The organism is Pseudomonas sp. Leaf48, from assembly GCF_001421885.1.
In the GTDB taxonomy this organism is placed as follows: domain Bacteria; phylum Pseudomonadota; class Gammaproteobacteria; order Pseudomonadales; family Pseudomonadaceae; genus Aquipseudomonas.
This window is the reverse complement of record NZ_LMLH01000007.1, coordinates 34,838-50,614: the sequence shown is the minus strand read 5'-3', so window position 1 is coordinate 50,614 and position 15,777 is coordinate 34,838. Positions and strand designations below refer to the sequence as shown.

General features: G+C 58.5%; 25 protein-coding genes. 18 read left to right on the top strand and 7 right to left on the bottom strand.

Translation table 11 applies throughout. The features are described 5' to 3' along the window. Positions 1–73 precede the first annotated feature (73 nt). The 6 genes from ASE98_RS07320 to ASE98_RS25660 all read left to right on the top strand — a co-directional run bounded on the left by ASE98_RS07320 (position 74) and on the right by ASE98_RS25660 (position 3,194). Positions 74–679 carry a LemA family protein gene (locus tag ASE98_RS07320; RefSeq protein WP_060540721.1) on the top strand — a complete coding sequence of 202 codons (606 nt, stop codon included), beginning with the start codon at positions 74–76 and terminating at the stop codon, positions 677–679. Positions 680–740: 61 nt separating this feature from the next. After that, positions 741–1,493, top strand: a complete 753-nt coding sequence (locus tag ASE98_RS07315) for a TPM domain-containing protein (RefSeq protein ID WP_060540720.1) — start codon at positions 741–743, stop codon at positions 1,491–1,493. A 33-nt stretch (positions 1,494–1,526) separates the two neighbouring features. Further along, on the top strand, positions 1,527–2,144 hold the full coding sequence (locus tag ASE98_RS07310; RefSeq protein WP_060540719.1) for a TPM domain-containing protein: 618 nt from the start codon (positions 1,527–1,529) through the stop codon (positions 2,142–2,144). A 132-nt stretch (positions 2,145–2,276) separates the two neighbouring features. Further along, positions 2,277–2,573 (top strand): helix-turn-helix domain-containing protein, encoded by a 297-nt coding sequence (locus ASE98_RS07305; RefSeq protein WP_060540718.1) that lies wholly within the window; start codon positions 2,277–2,279, stop codon positions 2,571–2,573. Continuing rightward, positions 2,560–2,916, top strand: a complete 357-nt coding sequence (locus ASE98_RS07300; protein ID WP_060540717.1) for a putative holin — start codon at positions 2,560–2,562, stop codon at positions 2,914–2,916. The genes ASE98_RS07305 and ASE98_RS07300 overlap by 14 nt, the downstream gene beginning before the upstream one ends. Further along, the gene (locus ASE98_RS25660; protein ID WP_330219610.1) at positions 2,913–3,194 is read left to right on the top strand and encodes a phage holin family protein; all 282 of its coding nucleotides are present in this window, start codon (positions 2,913–2,915) and stop codon (positions 3,192–3,194) included. Before ASE98_RS07300 ends, ASE98_RS25660 begins: the two co-directional genes overlap by 4 nt. Positions 3,195–3,217: 23 nt before the next feature. On the opposite strand, the gene ASE98_RS25655 is transcribed toward ASE98_RS25660, so the two are convergent. Then, positions 3,218–3,643 (bottom strand): helix-turn-helix domain-containing protein, encoded by a 426-nt coding sequence (locus tag ASE98_RS25655; protein ID WP_082457497.1) that lies wholly within the window; start codon positions 3,641–3,643, stop codon positions 3,218–3,220. A 52-nt stretch (positions 3,644–3,695) separates the two neighbouring features. On the opposite strand from ASE98_RS25655, the gene ASE98_RS26490 reads away from it, so the two are divergent. The 4 genes from ASE98_RS26490 to ASE98_RS07290 all read left to right on the top strand — a co-directional run bounded on the left by ASE98_RS26490 (position 3,696) and on the right by ASE98_RS07290 (position 5,928). Further along, positions 3,696–3,947 carry a hypothetical protein gene (locus ASE98_RS26490; protein WP_236707786.1) on the top strand — a complete coding sequence of 84 codons (252 nt, stop codon included), beginning with the start codon at positions 3,696–3,698 and terminating at the stop codon, positions 3,945–3,947. Then, positions 3,944–4,216 carry an ogr/Delta-like zinc finger family protein gene (locus tag ASE98_RS25650; protein WP_082457496.1) on the top strand — a complete coding sequence of 91 codons (273 nt, stop codon included), beginning with the start codon at positions 3,944–3,946 and terminating at the stop codon, positions 4,214–4,216. The genes ASE98_RS26490 and ASE98_RS25650 overlap by 4 nt, the downstream gene beginning before the upstream one ends. A 2-nt stretch (positions 4,217–4,218) precedes the next feature. Next, positions 4,219–4,581 carry a hypothetical protein gene (locus ASE98_RS07295; protein WP_060540716.1) on the top strand — a complete coding sequence of 121 codons (363 nt, stop codon included), beginning with the start codon at positions 4,219–4,221 and terminating at the stop codon, positions 4,579–4,581. Positions 4,582–4,713: 132 nt separating this feature from the next. After that, complete coding sequence (locus ASE98_RS07290; protein WP_060540796.1) at positions 4,714–5,928, top strand: class I SAM-dependent methyltransferase; 1,215 nt, start codon at positions 4,714–4,716, stop codon at positions 5,926–5,928. Between the two features lie 59 nt (positions 5,929–5,987). Here ASE98_RS07290 and ASE98_RS07285 read toward each other — a convergent pair whose 3' ends face one another. Next, positions 5,988–6,893 (bottom strand): DMT family transporter, encoded by a 906-nt coding sequence (locus ASE98_RS07285; RefSeq protein ID WP_060540715.1) that lies wholly within the window; start codon positions 6,891–6,893, stop codon positions 5,988–5,990. 264 nt (positions 6,894–7,157) lie between these two features. On the opposite strand from ASE98_RS07285, the gene ASE98_RS07280 reads away from it, so the two are divergent. The 3 genes from ASE98_RS07280 (at position 7,158) to ASE98_RS07270 (ending at position 8,589) form a co-directional block, all read left to right on the top strand. Next, positions 7,158–7,739, top strand: coding sequence for a DJ-1/PfpI family protein (locus tag ASE98_RS07280; protein WP_060540714.1), 582 nt, complete (start codon positions 7,158–7,160; stop codon positions 7,737–7,739). Between the two features lie 14 nt (positions 7,740–7,753). Further along, complete coding sequence (locus ASE98_RS07275) at positions 7,754–8,059, top strand: ribbon-helix-helix domain-containing protein (protein ID WP_060540713.1); 306 nt, start codon at positions 7,754–7,756, stop codon at positions 8,057–8,059. Positions 8,060–8,244: 185 nt separating this feature from the next. Then, the gene (locus tag ASE98_RS07270; protein WP_060540712.1) at positions 8,245–8,589 is read left to right on the top strand and encodes a YegP family protein; all 345 of its coding nucleotides are present in this window, start codon (positions 8,245–8,247) and stop codon (positions 8,587–8,589) included. 114 nt (positions 8,590–8,703) lie between these two features. Here the strand turns inward: ASE98_RS07270 and ASE98_RS07265 are convergent, their stop codons facing one another. From ASE98_RS07265 to ASE98_RS07255, 3 genes are all read right to left on the bottom strand, one after another. Beyond that, a complete protein-coding gene (locus ASE98_RS07265; RefSeq protein WP_060540711.1) occupies positions 8,704–9,723 on the bottom strand; it encodes a DUF4917 family protein in 1,020 nt (339 codons plus the stop codon). 132 nt (positions 9,724–9,855) lie between these two features. Beyond that, a complete protein-coding gene (locus ASE98_RS25645) occupies positions 9,856–10,140 on the bottom strand; it encodes a type II toxin-antitoxin system RelE/ParE family toxin (RefSeq protein WP_082457495.1) in 285 nt (94 codons plus the stop codon). Further along, on the bottom strand, positions 10,130–10,369 hold the full coding sequence (locus ASE98_RS07255; RefSeq protein WP_060540709.1) for a CopG family ribbon-helix-helix protein: 240 nt from the start codon (positions 10,367–10,369) through the stop codon (positions 10,130–10,132). Before ASE98_RS07255 ends, ASE98_RS25645 begins: the two co-directional genes overlap by 11 nt. Before the next feature lie 199 nt (positions 10,370–10,568). Between ASE98_RS07255 and ASE98_RS07250 the strand changes: the two genes are divergently transcribed. From ASE98_RS07250 to ASE98_RS07240, 4 genes are all read left to right on the top strand, one after another. Further along, complete coding sequence (locus tag ASE98_RS07250; RefSeq protein ID WP_060540708.1) at positions 10,569–11,207, top strand: LysE family translocator; 639 nt, start codon at positions 10,569–10,571, stop codon at positions 11,205–11,207. A gap of 100 nt (positions 11,208–11,307) precedes the next feature. Beyond that, positions 11,308–12,654, top strand: a complete 1,347-nt coding sequence (locus ASE98_RS07245) for a sensor domain-containing protein (protein WP_060540707.1) — start codon at positions 11,308–11,310, stop codon at positions 12,652–12,654. Between the two features lie 117 nt (positions 12,655–12,771). Continuing rightward, on the top strand, positions 12,772–12,930 hold the full coding sequence (locus ASE98_RS25640) for a KGG domain-containing protein (RefSeq protein ID WP_080995118.1): 159 nt from the start codon (positions 12,772–12,774) through the stop codon (positions 12,928–12,930). Positions 12,931–13,002: 72 nt separating this feature from the next. Continuing rightward, complete coding sequence (locus ASE98_RS07240; RefSeq protein ID WP_060540706.1) at positions 13,003–13,506, top strand: DUF4142 domain-containing protein; 504 nt, start codon at positions 13,003–13,005, stop codon at positions 13,504–13,506. Between the two features lie 39 nt (positions 13,507–13,545). Here ASE98_RS07240 and ASE98_RS07235 read toward each other — a convergent pair whose 3' ends face one another. Further along, positions 13,546–13,956, bottom strand: coding sequence for a low affinity iron permease family protein (locus tag ASE98_RS07235; RefSeq protein WP_060540705.1), 411 nt, complete (start codon positions 13,954–13,956; stop codon positions 13,546–13,548). A 166-nt stretch (positions 13,957–14,122) separates the two neighbouring features. On the opposite strand from ASE98_RS07235, the gene tam reads away from it, so the two are divergent. After that, positions 14,123–14,893, top strand: coding sequence for a trans-aconitate 2-methyltransferase (gene tam / locus ASE98_RS07230; RefSeq protein ID WP_060540704.1), 771 nt, complete (start codon positions 14,123–14,125; stop codon positions 14,891–14,893). A gap of 52 nt (positions 14,894–14,945) precedes the next feature. Here the strand turns inward: tam and ASE98_RS07225 are convergent, their stop codons facing one another. Continuing rightward, on the bottom strand, positions 14,946–15,674 hold the full coding sequence (locus ASE98_RS07225; protein WP_060540703.1) for a class I SAM-dependent methyltransferase: 729 nt from the start codon (positions 15,672–15,674) through the stop codon (positions 14,946–14,948). Between the last annotated feature and the right edge of the window lie 103 nt (positions 15,675–15,777).

The following is a 15,777-nucleotide window of genomic DNA, read 5'->3' as shown; positions in this document are numbered from 1 at the left end:
TTATGCCCCAAGAGCCGGTCGAGAGGGTCGCCGGTTGGTTTTTCCATGAAACAAGCAAGGGAGCGTCACTCAGATGAATCTACGAAAGTCCTACCGGTCGAGCCTGCAAGTTGCTGCGTTGCTGATGCTGGCCACGTTTCTGAGCGCCTGCGGCATCAACAACATCCCGACGCTCGATGAGCAGGCCAAGGCCGCCTGGGGTCAGGTACAGAATCAGTATCAGCGTCGCGCCGACCTTATTCCCAACCTGGTGGAAACCGTCAAGGGCTACGCCGCCCATGAGAAGGAAACCCTGACTGCCGTGATCGAGGCCAGGGCCAAGGCCACTTCGATCCAGGTGGACGCCTCGACCCTGGATAACCCGGAAAAGCTCAAGCAGTACCAGCAGGCCCAGGATCAGCTCAGCGGCGCCTTGAGTCGATTGATGGTGGTGTCCGAGCGTTACCCGGACCTCAAGGCCAACCAGAACTTCCTCGCCCTGCAATCGCAGCTTGAAGGTACCGAAAACCGCATCAGTGTTGCCCGGCGCGATTTCATCCTGGCGGTGCAGAAGTACAACACCGAGATTCGCACATTCCCCGGCCGCCTGTGGCACAGCGTGATGTACAGCAACCTGCCGGTGCGCGAGACCTTCGAGGCCACCCCGGGTTCGGAAAAGGCCCCTGAGGTCAAATTCTGAATCAACAGCTAACCAAGGAGCTGCCGCAGGGGGCGAAACCAGTGCACAGACGAGGTTGCCAATGCGAGCGTTGAAGATAGGCCTGGTGCTGTTGCTCTGGGCATTTACCCTGGCGGCCCGGGCCGAGCTGGTCTTCCCGGCGCTGACCGGGCGAGTGGTGGACAACGCCCAGATGATTGAGCCGGCGCTGCGCGAGCAGCTGACTCAACAGTTACAGGCCCATGAAGCGGCCACCGGTGAGCAACTGGTGGTGGTCACGGTGCCGGACCTGCAAGGTAGCGACATCGCCGACTTCGGTTATCAACTCGGCCGGCACTGGGGCATCGGGCAGAAGGACAAGAACAACGGCGCACTGCTGATCATTGCCCGTGACGAGCGAAAATTGCGCATCGAGGTCGGTTATGGCCTGGAAGATCGCCTGACCGATGCCCAGAGTTCAGTGATCATCCATCAGGTCATCACCCCGGCATTCAAGGCAGGTCAATACGGCAAAGGCATCAGCGACGGGGTGGCGGCGATGCTGGTGGTATTGGGTGGCAACTCCCTGGATGAGCCGTCGACTGTCTACGAGTCCAGCGGTGATCCAGGTGACGATTTCATTTCACGCCATCCCGGCCTGTTCGTGTTTTTGCTGCTGCTGTTCATCCTGACCGTTTTTGTTGGCCAGATGCTCGGTATTCTTCCTGCCGGCCGCGGCGGTTCCGGTGGTTCCGGCGGCGGGTTTGGTGGTGGAGGTTTCGGCGGCGGGGGAGGCGGTGGTTTCAGTGGTGGCGGGGGCAGTTTCGGGGGCGGTGGTTCGTCGGGCGGCTGGTGATGAAAAACAATAGCGCACAGGCATTTTCAAGACATGGCATTACTCACTGAACACGAGCAACGCAAAGTGGCCGAGGCCATCACCCGGGTCGAGCGCGATACCGACGCGGAACTGGTGACCGTACTGGCGGCCCGGGCCGACGACTATGCGTACATCCCGCTGCTGTGGGCCAGCCTCCTGGCGCTGGTAGTGCCGGGTGTCGTGCATTACCTGACGGGCTGGCTGACCCTGCACAGCTTGCTGCTGGTGCAGTGGGTCAGCTTCATCGTGCTGTGCCTGGTGTTTCGCTTGCCGAAAATCACCACCCATCTTGTCCCGCGTTCGGTGCGTCACTGGCGCGCTTCCAATCTCGCGCGTCGGCAATTCCTCGAGCAGAACCTGCACCATACGAAAGGCAGCACTGGCATGCTGATTTTCGTCTGTGAAGCCGAGCGCTATGTGGAAATTCTGGTGGATGAGGGCATCTCCAGTCGCCTGGACAACAAAAACTGGGACGAAATCGTCGCGGCGTTCACCCGGCAAGTGCGCCAGGGGCAGACATTGCAGGGCTTTGTCAGCTGCATCGAGGCATGCGGCGAGTTGCTCAAGGTGCATGTGCCGGTCACGCACGCGCGCAACGAGTTGCCCAATCGCCTGGTAGTGCTTGGGTAGGCCATTTCAGCGAATCTTTTGTAGCATTCGCCGGGACAACCCCCGCCGATTGTCCGGGCTCGGGCTTGTCTGCAACATCTCTCTCCAACAGCGAACGCTCTGCTACGGGCGTTCTGACGAGAGGGATAGCCTATGTCAAAGCATCAAACAATCGACGCTTCAGATGATGCCCCCGGCAATGCGGACACGCTGCCGGCGCAGCTGACCGCAAAAGAGACACAAACCTTGATGTGGTGTTCCAAGGGCAAAACTTCCTGGGAGATTGCCCGGATCCAGAATTGCTCGGAGTCCACGGTCAATTTCCATTTCTCCAATATCCGTCGCAAATTCGCCGTCAGGTCTCGCAGCGCGGCGTTGCTCAAAGCCATCGAGTCGGGAGCCATAAGCGTGGATCTCACGGAATCGCGAGGTACCGATGAGCCTGACTGATTCGGCCTACAACAGTATCAGCGGTCTCTTGTTGGGGCTGGGTATCGCGACACTACCCTCGATTGATGGCGAGGTCCTGTTCGGTGCATCGCTCGGGGCGTGGTTGGTAACCACAACCCGTAGCAATTTCAAGGCGTGGCAGCGTATCGGCTCCTGGTTGATGTCGGCGAGCGTAGGTTACCTCTTCACTCCGGTCGCTCAGCCGCTGGCTCCATTCCTGACGGCAGGGGTAACGGCATTTCTCTGTGCGCTCGTGGTTATTCCCATCAGCATCAAGCTGATGCAATGGATGGACGGTGCCGCCCTGGGTGACATCATTCGACATTTGAGAGGGCGAGGATGATGGGCAATCAAGCGTTTGCACTTGTCTTCATCACCGCTATTGCTCACTTGTTGAGTGCGTTCAGGTTGGCCTGTTATCAGCGCGACGAATTGCGTCATTGTTGGCGGGACAGGTTGCTGACCAGCCTGTGCGGAGGACTTTTTTGTGTTGCCGGCATGGATGTACTTCTGACATCTGTGCCGGTAAGTCCATGGCATTCAGTAGTGAGCATTTTGTTGTGCGTACTGATTATTCGAAATGACGGAAACATTGCTGTGCTGTGGCGTGCCCCGAAGTAACGTAATTCAGTTTAAATATGACTTCATATTTCTTTCGACTGTTTAAGTGTCGACAGAATTGATGCCATTTCTGACAGTTGCCGCTCCATGTCACGCAAGCGCCGTTTTTCCTCCAGAACATTTTGAATGGCACAGCGATCGTCTTCATCGAGCAATCGCCACATCGCGAGAATTGTGTTTTCTCGAGTTGCACTTTCCTGACTGTCCTCGACTGACTGGGCAGCAACAGGGCGCAAAACAGGGCCTTCACCGAGTAGCAGCCAGTCAAGAGAAACACCACGCGCTTGCGCAATGTCTACGCATAATGAGTATGGCGTGCTATCCCGACCTTTCCAGCTACTGAGGGTCTGTGGGCTGATCTGTAGCGCAGAGGATAAAGATGCGTCGCTTTTTGTGCCAGTAATTTGCTTTAAACGCGCCAAGACAGCTTGTGATTTTTTGCTACGCAATTTGAGCCTCTTCCTTTTGACATATGCTTTTTGAGTGCCTAACGTATGCGTAATGAGTACTTTTTTTCTTATGAGTAATCAATCATCAACTATGAGTCAGAAGAATACGATGTTGAAACTTCCTAATGGTAGCAGGGTGATTTCCTACGAGTTTGGTTCTTGCCTGACAGCTCTCTGCCCATTGCACTTGCGCTTGTCCGGCAAGCGTCATTCGCAAGGGCTGACCCTGTCGATCAACGCGTCAAGCAGTATTGCGTTTGATAATGTCGATTACCACCAGATCACCCGCAGGCACCCGGCATGAGCACTTACAAAATGGTGTGTCCGCACTGCCTGAGCCGGATGCGTATTCGAACCAGCGAAGGTCGCCATATTTTTCTTCGGGTGGCCTATTTGCAATGCACGTCGGAGCCTTGCGGCTGGTCGGTGCGCGCCGAGTTCGAAATGACCCATGAACTGTCTCCCAGTGGAATGCCCAACCCGGCCGTGCATTTACCCTGCGCCGGGCCAGACTTGCGACGTGCCGCCCGGCCTGTCAGCGAGTCATCGACTGATACGCAACAGGAGTCGTGAACATGATGGAGGTCGATGAAGGTCTGGAGATGAACGAGGACATGCTGGCCATGGCTCAGACATTTCTGGCTCGTCACGAGAGCGACGCTCTGCTCGATGACCAGGTGTTGTTCTGTCGTGCCGTAAAGCATTTGCAGAGTGTCGATGTACCCCTGCATGTCGCGGAAAGGCTGGTCAGCCATGCCTATGGAGTTCTCAAGTCAAGCAATGACCGTCGGCGTCTGGACGTCGCCGCGAGCTCTGAAACCGTTGCCGTGGTGACGGATCCGGTCAACGGACTTACCTGGGCGGTGCCAGTCGGTTTGATCGTCAAATACGTGATCAACTCGCCGAGCAATCGTAAACTTCGACTGGTAGAGCAGTGAAGTTTCAGCGCCTTTCTCAGGTCTTGGCCAGAGGCGCCAGGACCTGCCCAAAAATATCCCCGTGCCCAAAACTCCCGTCCAGCCTAAAATACCCGGCAATTCCTGATGCGCATTGCCCGAGGCCGTTTCTCCATGTCCGTTATCGCCACACCCGCCAGCCTCGCGCCGGATCACCACAGCCAGTTCATCGGCCTGCTGCAGTCGAGCCTTGAGCAACAGGCCTTCATTAAACTGGTGCTGGCCAAATACGTCGGTGATGAAGCGGATCTGCAGCGGATCATCATCAAGCCGGTGATCGTCAAGGCGCAGCCCTGCCTATCTTTCGTCTACCGCTACAAGACCCGCGACATTACCAAGAACCTGGCGCTGGCCGAAGGTGTGGCGAGCATTGCCGCGCTGTTGCCAGCGTCGTTCAAAAATGCGCATTTACTGGCGCTGACCGATGAAGCCCAGCTCGAATACAGCAAAAAGGGCAAGTCATCGCTATTCAAGAGCAAACCCCAGCAATTGCGTGAGGTGCCGTCAGCCGAACATAACCGCGAGAAAAACCGCTTTCTCGACCTGACCCGGCCGTTTCTGGCTGACCTTGGCGTGACCAACAAGCAGCATGAGCTGATCCCGGCCATGTCGCGCAAATGGAAACAGATCAACAAGTTCATCGAAGTCTTCAGCCATGCGCTGACCTCGTCGCCCCTGGCGCTGGACAAACCGGTACGCGTGGCGGACTTCGGTTCAGGCAAGGGTTACCTGACCTTCGCCATTCACGACTACCTGCGCAATACCCTGAAAGCCGAGGGTGAAGTGACCGGTGTCGAGCTGCGTGAAGATATGGTCACTCTCTGTAATGGTGCCGCCGCCAGGCTTGAGCATCCAGGGTTGGTGTTCAAGTGTGGCGACGTGCGCAGCGTGGCACCCAGCGAGCTGGAAGTGATGATCGCCCTGCACGCCTGCGATATTGCCACCGATTACGCGATTCACACCGGCATTCGTTCCGGCGCTTCGATCATCATGTGCTCACCGTGCTGCCACAAACAGATTCGCCTGCAGATACAGAGCCCGGCGTTGCTCAAGCCCATGCTGCAATACGGTTTGCACCTGGGGCAGCAGGCGGAGATGGTCACTGACAGTTTGCGTGCATTGTTCCTCGAAGCGTGCGGCTATGAGACCAAGGTGTTCGAGTTCATCTCGCTCGATCACACCAACAAGAACAAGATGATCCTGGCGGTCAAGCGCGCCGAGCCAGTGGACCCGGCTCAGCTGCTGGTGAAGATTGAGCAGTTGAAGGCGTTCTACCACATCAGCGAGCACTGCCTGGAAACCCTGCTGCGTTCCGACGGTTACCTGTGATTTTGTGGGAGCGAGCCTGCTCGCGATGGTGGCGGCACATTCAGCATAAATGTTGAATGTTATGGCCCCTTCGCGAGCAGGCTCACTCCCTCATGGGGTTTGACCGCCGTCTTGCGCCCAAGCATCACCGTCACAATCACCCCGCCAGCAAACAGCCAGGTAATCGGCTCGACGTGTTCGCCAAAGAACAACGCTGAAAAGGCAATGGTGAAGAAGATCTGCAGCAACTGGATCTGACTGACCCGGGCAATGCCGCCCATGGCCAGCCCGGCATACCAGGCGAAGAAACCAATGAACTGTGAAAACAGCGAGACGTAACCAAAGGCCCACCAGGTCCTGTTGGAAATTTCGCCCTGATGTTGCAGGGCCAGATACACCACGGGTCCGATCAGCAGTGGAGTCGACAGTACCAGCGCCCAGCAGATTACCTGCCAGCCGCCCATTTCCCTGGCCAGCCGACCGCCTTCGGCATAGCCAAGGCCGCCCACCGCAATGGCACCGAGCATTAGCAAATCACCGGCTTGAATGCTGCCGGCACCGCTGATCAGCGCATAGCCAAGTACCAGTGCACTGCCGAGGGCGGCGCAGGCCCAGAAGGCTTTCGATGGACGTTCGTGGGACAACCAGGCGGCATACAGCGCCACGCACAGCGGCTGCAATCCATTGACCAGTGCACCATGGGAAGCCGGCAAGGTTTGCATGGCCCAGGCTGACAACACCGGGAAGCCGAGTATCACCCCGGCAATCACCAGGGTCAGGCCCTTGATCTGCTTCCATGTGGGCCATTTTTCCCGTCGCCACAGCAATAGCAGCGCTGCCGGAATCGCAGCGAACAGCGCCCGGCCCAGGCCATTGAGTAATGGATGGATTTCCTGCACGACAATCCGCGTGAAGGGCAGGGTGAGGCTGAAGATCACAACACCAAGCAGGCCGAGGGCCATGCCGGTGTTTTCGCGCGAGGACATGATGGCAACCAGAATCGCAGGGGGAGAGATGTCGTCATCTAGCCATAAACCCGGGGCTTTGGCGCGTACAGCTGGCTACAGAAATATCCGTACAGTTTGAGGCTACCGTTCCTATGGCTGGCGCAAAACCTGTGGGAGCGTGGCTTGCCCGCGATGAACGATAACGCGGTCCATCAGGTAGTAGCCGGTTGTTACCCACCCCGCCGGATAAGGACTACCTTGAATACTCTTGCAGCCCACGCAATTCCCAGAGGAGTCCTCCCCATGGCGGCGAAAAAAATTCTCATGCTGGTCGGCGATTACGTTGAAGACTATGAAGTGATGGTACCGTTCCAGGCACTGTTGATGGTCGGCCATACGGTGCACGCCGTGTGCCCGGACAAAACCGCTGGTCAGACCGTGCGCACAGCGATCCATGACTTCGAAGGCGACCAGACCTACAGCGAAAAGCCCGGTCACCTGTTTGCCCTGAACTTCGACTTTGCCAAGGTCAAGTCCGCCGACTACGACGCCGTGCTGATCCCGGGTGGTCGTGCGCCGGAGTACCTGCGACTCAACGAAAAGGTCCTGGAACTGGTGCGTGAGTTCGACAAGGCCGGCAAGCCGATAGCCGCCGTATGCCATGGCGCGCAATTGCTCGCGGCGGCGGGGATTCTGGAAGGCCGCGAATGCAGCGCCTATCCGGCCTGCGCACCGGAAGTTCGTCTGGCGGGCGGGACGTTTATCGACATCCCGGTGACGGACGGCCATGTTCAGGGCAATCTGGCCACGGCACCGGCCTGGCCTGCGCACCCGAACTGGCTAGCCGGCTTCCTCGGGTTGCTGGGCACCAAAATCACGCTGTAACGAGGGATCTGTCCATGTGCGAGCTGTACGTCAAAGCCGACCCGATCCTCTACGAATCGCGCTCTCGCTCGCTGCGCATCCGCGGGGTGGTCACCACCCTGCGCCTGGAGAATCAGTTCTGGGACATCCTCAGCGAAATCGCCGAGGTCGACGGCATGAGCACCAACCAGTTGATCGCCAGGTTGTATGAAGAGGTGATGGATTATCGTGGTGAGGTGGTGAACTTCGCCTCGTTTCTAAGGGTGAGTTGTACGCGCTATTTGAGTCAGCGGCGGGGGCAGGCACCTGGGCTTTCGGTGGTTCGCGCAGCGGCGAAGTAGGCAAGTTTGTGTGGTCTGTGCCGGCCTCTTCGCGGGCTAGTCGAATCGGGGGATCACATCGAACCTGTGGGAGCGGCGGTGCGACGATTCGACTTGCCCGCGAAGAGGCCGGTACAGGCGACAAAAATCCTGGCCTGGTCTTTACTCTCAAGCGCGCAACTTCTCAATCGCCCAGGAGTAAGAGTATGTCCGGATGGTATGAAGTGAGTAAAAGCAGCAGTGGCCAGTTCAGGTTTGTCCTCAAGGCCGCCAACGCCGAAACCATTCTGACCAGCGAGCTGTACACCAGCCGCGCTGCCGCCGACAAAGGCATTGTCTCGGTCCAGGCCAACAGCCCGCTGGAAGAACGCTACGAGAAAAAAACCACCAAGGACGGCCATCCTTATTTCAATCTCAAGGCCGGCAACCACGAGATCATCGGTAGCAGCGAGGCCTACTCCTCAGAAGCGGCCATGGACAAAGGCATAGCCAGTGTGAAGGCCAACGGACCGAGCAAGGTGATCAAGGACAAGACGCTGCCGGTGCTCTGACCCCACGCCCACAGCTCATATCCCATACACACCCTTGTGGGAGCGAGCCTGCTCGCTCCCACAAGGGCGCCCGGTACACTCGGGGTAACGAAGTTGGCAGCGGACCCCGCAGCACTACACTTCGACCGGGACCGTCAGTTTCGGGCTACCCAGCGCATGGGTCTTCGAATCAAAGAACCGCAACTCGATCCCGGTCCCCTCAAACACCTTCGCGTAATGCCGCTTCTGGTGCTGGATGAACGCCTTGCTGCGCGGATAAATCGAGATCGCGACGAGCTGCGGTTTCGCCATGCGCAAGGCATGGATGATGTGACTGTCCTGCTCGCCCAGCGCATGGCCGAAGATGCACAAGCCGTCACCGTGGCCAAGTAACTGGTCGTAGCAGAACGACAGGTAATCCGAACTGCGAATGGTCTTGAGCTTGTCGGCACTCGGGCCCTCATTGACGAACAATGGCACGTCGTCGAGGGTCTTGATCGTGTTGTTGATGGCGAAGCTACCCAGCAGCGTGCCCTCGGTCGACAGCAGCTTGCGCGCCGTGCCGTCCTGATTGCGCACCAGGTGCAGACCACCATGCAGATACAGCAGGCGGGTTTTGTCGGTGGCGGTGGCGCTCAGGTCAAAACCCGGTTCGGCACCCTGGAACAGGTCGGTGATGGCCTCGGGCCGGTGCTGCACCGCCCAGTAGTTGAGCAGGTCGTAGTTGGTGGTAAACACCGTGCGATATTGGCCCAGTTCCTGATTGATCGTCGCCAGCGTCAAAGGCACTACCAGCCGCCACGGGATGTGCACTGCATGCACAGTGTTGATCAGCGCTTCCTTGATCGCGTAATAGCGATTGCGTGGAGCCGCAGAGCTGACAGCCAGGGCCTTGTTGACCCTGCTGGTGGTTTTCAGCGCACCGAGGACCTGCTCGAAACTGCGTGTCTGCAGCGCATCGAACACGCTCAGTTCGGATTGGCTCAGGGGCTTTTCTTCGACCGTGCGAGCGTTCTCGAACAGCGAGTCGTAGCCGAAGTCGTCCCACACTGCGCGGCTGGCGCCGTTACCCACCAGCAAGCCGCTGAACGACGCGCTGCTGCGCAAGGCGTTCCAGTCTTCAAGTTGGGCATCGACATCCTGGAAATCGGTCATTGCGTTTTTCATCTCACAGCAAAAGGTCCATGGGCGGCGACTTTATCACGAGGCGACGCCGGGACCACGGCACGGCTTGGGACGAAGAGCGGGGAGGGGATATGGCTCTGATGTCTGGATAACGATCAGAGCTTACCAAGCGCTGGGTGGAAGGCGCCGGGTATGAAAAATTCGCAGCACTTGCAGCCGACCTTGGCGGACTCGATAGGGAATCAGATAGGGGCGGTCGGGCATTGCCCATTCTCTAGTACCTGGTATGCGCCCTTCGCGGCCAGTTGCTGGAAAGCGAGCCAGGTGATCGACGCTGGCGAGAACGGCCTGGACGAAGTCAGCGGCCGGTCCGGGATTCTCCATCGAGATGCAAGCGGCTTCGTCATCCAGGTTTTTTAATGCGGTACGCAGCCACTCAACGCGCATTGGTCGTCCACTTGTCAGCGACGGCATTGACCTCCTCGGCGCTCGCAAAATCTCCTTCATCGGCTTCGATCAATGCTTTCTGTAACTCCTCGATTTGCCAGGCTTCCCTTGCCAGGTACTCACGTAATGCATCTACGGCGAGAAACGATTTGCTGCGGCCTGTGGCTTTGGAAAGGCTGGCGAGCGTATTGGCCATTTCGTCTGGCAGGCGCAAGGACATGACGGACATGATGATCTCGAAGTAGTGGTGTGTAATACAACATACTACAACGTATTAAGTGGTGCGGTCAGCCGCTGGTCCGGGGTTTGGGCCAGCAGCCCCGGAACTGGTGGCTGCACCGATGAAGTTTTCGGTGACCACGCAGTCGCCACCCGAAGACCTGAGATAGACTGGCGCCCATTCATCCGTCAACCGAACAGGAGTTCCCATGACCCCGTCGCTATTAATGGCCGTACTCGCCTCAGGCTTCATCTACGGGATCACCCCGGGACCTGGTGTGCTGGCGGTGTTCGGGATAGGCGCAGCCCACGGGCGGCGGGCCGGGGCGGGGTTTCTCTGCGGGCATTTGCTGGGGGATGTGGTGTGGTGCAGCACTGCGCTGATCGCAATCGTTGGCGCGCGGGAAATCGGCAGCACGGCCTTCGATGTGCTTGGCCTGCTCAGCGGGCTCTATCTATTCTGGCTCGGATTGCGTGCAGTGCGCGCACGACGCAGCAGTGCCCAGACGCCACAAGGCCCGGCGCGGCAGCCGTTCTGGCACGGCATCCTGTTCGGCCTGACCAACCCGAAGGCATATCCCGTTGCAGTGGCGACCTTCACCGCGTTGCTGTCCAGCCGTGCGGAACTGCTGCATTGGTCGATGTTGCCATGGTTGATCGTACTGAGTTTTATTGGTGGCCTTTTGGCATACGCTATTCTCATCGGTATAGTCGGGGCGCGGCAGGTGCGCACCTTGTATCAACGCCATGAACTGGCTATCACCCGCCTGTGCGGGATAATGTTCATCGGTTTCGCCATCAATGCCCTGGTGCATGCCTTGCCGGGGTTGGTCAGCAACAAGGCTTGACGCTGATTCAGGATGCATCAGCGCAACCGTCAACGCATGGGCGTTTGCGCGGTCAGGGATGGATTGGGTCGCTGTACTGTCCGGAATCGCTCACTGCACCATGGCAATCAGAAACTCCGCGCCGCTGGCGAGCTACATCGACCTCCTGCTGGACGCCGTCTGTGCGGTGGACAAACAAGGTCGCTTCGTCTTTGTCAGTGCGGCCTGCGAACGCATTTTCGGTTACAGCCCTGACGAACTGGTGGGCCAGCCGATGATAGAGCTGGTGCACCCGGCCGATCGCCAGCGCACCCTGGACGCCGCTGGGGAAATCATGGGTGGCGAGCCCAAGTTCAATTTCGAGAACCGCTACCTGCGCAAGGATGGTCGGGTCGTGCACATCCTCTGGTCCGCACGCTGGTCGGAAGTCGATCAGTTGCGCATTGCGGTTGCCCGCGACATCACCGAGCGCAAGCAGGCCGAGTCAAGGCAGGTGGCGCTGTTTGCGATTTCCGAAGCGGCCCACGCGGCAGAGGATCTGCTGGCATTGTTCAAACGAATCCACATGATCATCGGTGAGTGGCTGCCAGCACTGAATTTTTCCGTGGCGCTGTATGACGAGCACTGCGCGCAGCTGAATTTCCCCTATCACGTCGATGACCACGAGCCACAACCGGAGCACCCGGGGTCCATCACCGGGCGACTGTGTGCCGAGGTCATCCGGCGCGGCCAGCCGATCCTGCTGACCCCGGACCAGGAACAATTGCCTGTGGGATTCGAAATGATCGTGACCGGCCATGAATCACCCTGTTGGCTGGGCGTGCCGCTCAATTCGCAAAACGGCACCATCGGCGCGCTGATCGTCAAAAGCATGCCGGGCGGCGAGCGCTACACCGAACAGGACAAAGAATTGCTGCAATATGTTTGCGCCCAGGTCGCCACTGCGATCGAGCGCCAGCAATTACACGCGCGTCTGCAGCACATGGCGCAATACGACCAACTGACCCAACTACCCAACCGCGAACTGCTGCGTGACCGGCTCAATGCCTCGCTGGAAGTGGCGCGGGAGAACGGCGGGCGCATGGCGCTGCTGTACGTCGACCTCGACCGCTTCAAGCAAGTCAACGATACCCACGGCCATGCGGTCGGCGACCTGCTGCTGCAAGCAGTGGCCAACCGGCTCAAGGGCTGCGTACGCGAAACCGATACCGTGGCGCGCATTGGCGGCGATGAGTTCGTGGTGTTGCTGCACAGCATTCACGCCGCCGACGACACCGACATCGTGGTCGGGAAAATCCGTCAGGTTCTGGTCCAGCCCCTGCGGCTGGACGGGCACAGCCTGAATATCCAGCCGAGTATCGGCGTCGCCCGATACCCCGATCACGGCACCGAAGAAAAGCAGCTGTTCAGGCACGCCGACGAGGCCATGTATAGCGCTAAACGCGAACAGCACCTGCGACGGGTCTGAATCCAGGTCGCCGTTCGTCGCGGTGCGAAACTATTTTTCTAAACCTTTTGCATCGCACAAATTCAGATTCTATGCGGGCGCAAGTTCGCCGCGATCATCAAAAAGAGGAAGAGAATCATGCCTAACTCAAGAAACTCGAACTCGGGAAATTTCGCCAACGATCGAACCAAGGCGTCTGAAGCAGGTCGCAAAGGTGGGAAAACTACCACCACGACTGTCGATAAAGAGCCTGCGAAACCCGATATGGGCCGCAAAGGTGGCCAAAAATCCAAGTAGTGGTGAACGTAGTTTTGATTGAGAAGCGGGGGCGAAAGCTCCCGTTTAAATTTACTCGAGGAGGGCGCGACCATGCACCGGATGGCCACCCGAATACGATGTACCAGTTTTGCCACGTTACTGGGCCTGTGTGCCAGCAGTGCCTTCGCCCAGTCCCCCGTCGAATTCATCGATGATGCCTCGGCCAAAGGCATCGCGGATATCGAAGCCAGTCGCCTGGCGCACCAGAAGTCCGAATCCAAAGAGGTGAAGGACTACACCATTGTCGTCATCAACGACCGCACCACCGCCAACCAGCACCTGGCGAAAATTGCCAGACAACTGGATTTGCCGGTGGCCCCACGGGAACAAGTGGTGGAAAAGGCCAAGACCCTGATGCCCGAAGTCATGGAAGGCTCGAACTTCGATCAGGCCTATGCGGCCAGCCAGGTCAAGACCACCCAGGAAGCCATCGAGCAGCTTGAGCAAACGGCGCAAACCACCGATGTGCCGCAGATCAAAGCCTTTGCCGAGGAAACCCTGCCAAAGTTGCAAAATCACCTGCAAATGGCCAAGGCACTCCAGGCCAGTCGTTGATCGTCAGCGGGTGGCCCGGGGGCCACCCGCAAATCGCGATCAGCAGTTATTCAGGTCCTGCTTGCCTTCTTCCTGGACAACCATGCCGCCCACGGAAACGGTCTGGCCTTCACCCAGTTTGCGATACTGCTTTCTCAAGGCTTCGAGCTGCTTGAGGTCAAGCGCTTCCAGCCCCAGCATCGCGTTCTGCGCCTCCTTGGTCACCCGCAGTAACTCGTCGACCTTCAAGTGCAAGATGTCGGTATCGCGGTTTTGCGTGTTCTGAATCAGGAACACCATCAGGAAGGTAATGATGGTGGTCGAGGTGTTGATGATCAGTTGCCAGGTATCGTTGAAATCAAATATCGGACCGCTCAGGCCCCATAGAAAAATCAACAGGATCGCCCCCAGGAACGTCTTGGGACTGCCAGCCCACAGGGCGAGTTTTTGTGCGACTTTTGCGAACTTCATGGCCGTGTTTCCTTATGAGAGGGCGCCTGAAATTCAGACACTGGCGGCGGGATGAAAATTCGACTGTTTGTTACTGACTGTTGCATGGTCGCTTTTCGAAACCTTTGGCGGTGCCCGTAACGGTATCGTAGGGGTCCGCTGACATGGCATCGAAAAGGAGAACGCAATGAGTTGGTCCGCCAGACAATACGTCGCTTTTGAAGATGAGCGCACCCGTCCCGCCCGCGACTTGCTGGCGGCCATCCCGGCCGCGGACGTGCGCTCGGCCATCGACATCGGTTGCGGCCCGGGTAACTCGACCGAGTTGCTGGTGGAGCGCTTTGCCAACGCCACGGTGCGCGGTCTGGACAGTTCCACCGACATGATCGAGGCCGCCCGCAAGCGTTTGCCGCAATTGCAGTTCGATATCGCAGACATCGACACCTGGAGCGACAGCGGCCCGTTCGACGTCATTTTCGCCAACGCGGTATTGCAGTGGGTACCCGATCACGCAACGTTGTTGCCTGCGCTGGTGAGCAAGCTTGCACCGGGCGGCAGCCTGGCGATCCAGATGCCGGACAACCTCAATCAGCCTTCCCACCGCTTGATGCGTGAGGTGGCGGCTGATGGCCCTTGGGCCGCAAAACTGGCAAGCGCTGCCGGGCAACGCACGGAAATGGCCGATGCAGCAGGCTACTATTCGATGCTGAAATCTCACTGCAGTCGAGTCGATGTATGGCGCACCACCTACCACCATCCGCTCGCCGACGGAGCCTCGGGAGTGGTGGAGTGGTTCAAGGGCAGCGGCCTGCGGCCGTTTCTCGAGCCGCTGGATGAGGTGGAGCGGGCTGAGTATCTGAAACAGTATCAGGCGGCCATCGAGCGGGCTTATCCGGCACTGGCCGATGGCTCGGTGCTGTTGCCGTTTCCGCGGTTGTTCATCGTCGCGACCCGCTAATACCTGAAGGGGTAGGGCACGCCGAGCGTCGTCTGCCCCCTTGCCTCATCCATCAGCGCTGAACACTGAGCAACATCATCATGGGTCGCTCACGTTCTTCGGCCAGTGCCGGTTGCGCTGCTACCTCGGCATCCGTCGGTCCCCATTCGTCCACTCGCAGGATGTTGAAGCCCGCGCCAATCAGCAGGTTGAGCAAGGTGCCGAGGGTCCGGTGCTGCTTGATCACGCCGTCCGCCAGCCAGTTGGTCACGCGCTCACCTTCCAGTTGATAGCTATCCACGGGCCAGCTCTTGCGGCCCTCGGTATCGATGATCCAGCCTGGATTGCGCGGCGCCATGAAGATCGGATGCTCGATGGAGAACACGAAGCGCGAACCGGGCTTGAGGGCTGCGTGGATATTCGCCAATAGGCTCGGCAAGTCCTTGATGTAGTGCAGTGCCAAAGAGCTGTAGGCCAGGTCGAAACTGGCGGCCGGCAGATCGAGGTGCTCCATGTCCGCACGTTCGTAGCGCACGCTTGATGCCGAGGTGGTCTTGCGTGCCTGCTCCAGCATCTTTTGCGAAACGTCCAGGCCGAGTACGCTGCCGGCGCCTTGCTCGCTGGCCCAGCGACAGAACCAACCGTAGCCGCAGCCCAGATCCACGACCTTCAGGCCTTGCATGGGTGGCAACATCGCTCTGAGTGCAGGCCATTCGGGTGCTGCATCCAGGCCGCCGATGGAGCGGGCCATCTGGCTGTAGCCGTGGAAGAAATCGGGGTTGTCGTAGATGTTTTGAGTCATGCAAAAGTCCATGTTCCGGGAAACGAGGCAGGCCCGAACATAGTAGTGGATCAAGCCTTTGGCAGAGGTTCGTGCATGAGGTTAAGCCTTGGGCCTGAGTTAC

Bases quoted from the DNA above. Each gene is read 5' to 3' on its own strand.
- ASE98_RS07320 (WP_060540721.1), top strand. From the start codon at position 74: ATGAATCTACGAAAGTCCTACCGGTCGAGCCTGCAAGTTGCTGCGTTG.
- ASE98_RS07315 (WP_060540720.1), top strand. From the start codon at position 741: ATGCGAGCGTTGAAGATAGGCCTGGTGCTGTTGCTCTGGGCATTTACC.
- ASE98_RS07310 (WP_060540719.1), top strand. From the start codon at position 1,527: ATGGCATTACTCACTGAACACGAGCAACGCAAAGTGGCCGAGGCCATC.
- ASE98_RS07305 (WP_060540718.1), top strand. From the start codon at position 2,277: ATGTCAAAGCATCAAACAATCGACGCTTCAGATGATGCCCCCGGCAAT.
- ASE98_RS07300 (WP_060540717.1), top strand. From the start codon at position 2,560: ATGAGCCTGACTGATTCGGCCTACAACAGTATCAGCGGTCTCTTGTTG.
- ASE98_RS25660 (WP_330219610.1), top strand. From the start codon at position 2,913: ATGATGGGCAATCAAGCGTTTGCACTTGTCTTCATCACCGCTATTGCT.
- ASE98_RS26490 (WP_236707786.1), top strand. From the start codon at position 3,696: ATGAGTACTTTTTTTCTTATGAGTAATCAATCATCAACTATGAGTCAG.
- ASE98_RS25650 (WP_082457496.1), top strand. From the start codon at position 3,944: ATGAGCACTTACAAAATGGTGTGTCCGCACTGCCTGAGCCGGATGCGT.
- ASE98_RS07295 (WP_060540716.1), top strand. From the start codon at position 4,219: ATGATGGAGGTCGATGAAGGTCTGGAGATGAACGAGGACATGCTGGCC.
- ASE98_RS07290 (WP_060540796.1), top strand. From the start codon at position 4,714: ATGTCCGTTATCGCCACACCCGCCAGCCTCGCGCCGGATCACCACAGC.
- ASE98_RS07285 (WP_060540715.1), bottom strand. From the start codon at position 6,893: ATGTCCTCGCGCGAAAACACCGGCATGGCCCTCGGCCTGCTTGGTGTT.
- ASE98_RS07280 (WP_060540714.1), top strand. From the start codon at position 7,158: ATGGCGGCGAAAAAAATTCTCATGCTGGTCGGCGATTACGTTGAAGAC.
- ASE98_RS07275 (WP_060540713.1), top strand. From the start codon at position 7,754: ATGTGCGAGCTGTACGTCAAAGCCGACCCGATCCTCTACGAATCGCGC.
- ASE98_RS07270 (WP_060540712.1), top strand. From the start codon at position 8,245: ATGTCCGGATGGTATGAAGTGAGTAAAAGCAGCAGTGGCCAGTTCAGG.
- ASE98_RS07265 (WP_060540711.1), bottom strand. From the start codon at position 9,723: ATGACCGATTTCCAGGATGTCGATGCCCAACTTGAAGACTGGAACGCC.
- ASE98_RS25645 (WP_082457495.1), bottom strand. From the start codon at position 10,140: ATGCGCGTTGAGTGGCTGCGTACCGCATTAAAAAACCTGGATGACGAA.
- ASE98_RS07255 (WP_060540709.1), bottom strand. From the start codon at position 10,369: ATGTCCGTCATGTCCTTGCGCCTGCCAGACGAAATGGCCAATACGCTC.
- ASE98_RS07250 (WP_060540708.1), top strand. From the start codon at position 10,569: ATGACCCCGTCGCTATTAATGGCCGTACTCGCCTCAGGCTTCATCTAC.
- ASE98_RS07245 (WP_060540707.1), top strand. From the start codon at position 11,308: ATGGCAATCAGAAACTCCGCGCCGCTGGCGAGCTACATCGACCTCCTG.
- ASE98_RS25640 (WP_080995118.1), top strand. From the start codon at position 12,772: ATGCCTAACTCAAGAAACTCGAACTCGGGAAATTTCGCCAACGATCGA.
- ASE98_RS07240 (WP_060540706.1), top strand. From the start codon at position 13,003: ATGCACCGGATGGCCACCCGAATACGATGTACCAGTTTTGCCACGTTA.
- ASE98_RS07235 (WP_060540705.1), bottom strand. From the start codon at position 13,956: ATGAAGTTCGCAAAAGTCGCACAAAAACTCGCCCTGTGGGCTGGCAGT.
- tam (WP_060540704.1), top strand. From the start codon at position 14,123: ATGAGTTGGTCCGCCAGACAATACGTCGCTTTTGAAGATGAGCGCACC.
- ASE98_RS07225 (WP_060540703.1), bottom strand. From the start codon at position 15,674: ATGACTCAAAACATCTACGACAACCCCGATTTCTTCCACGGCTACAGC.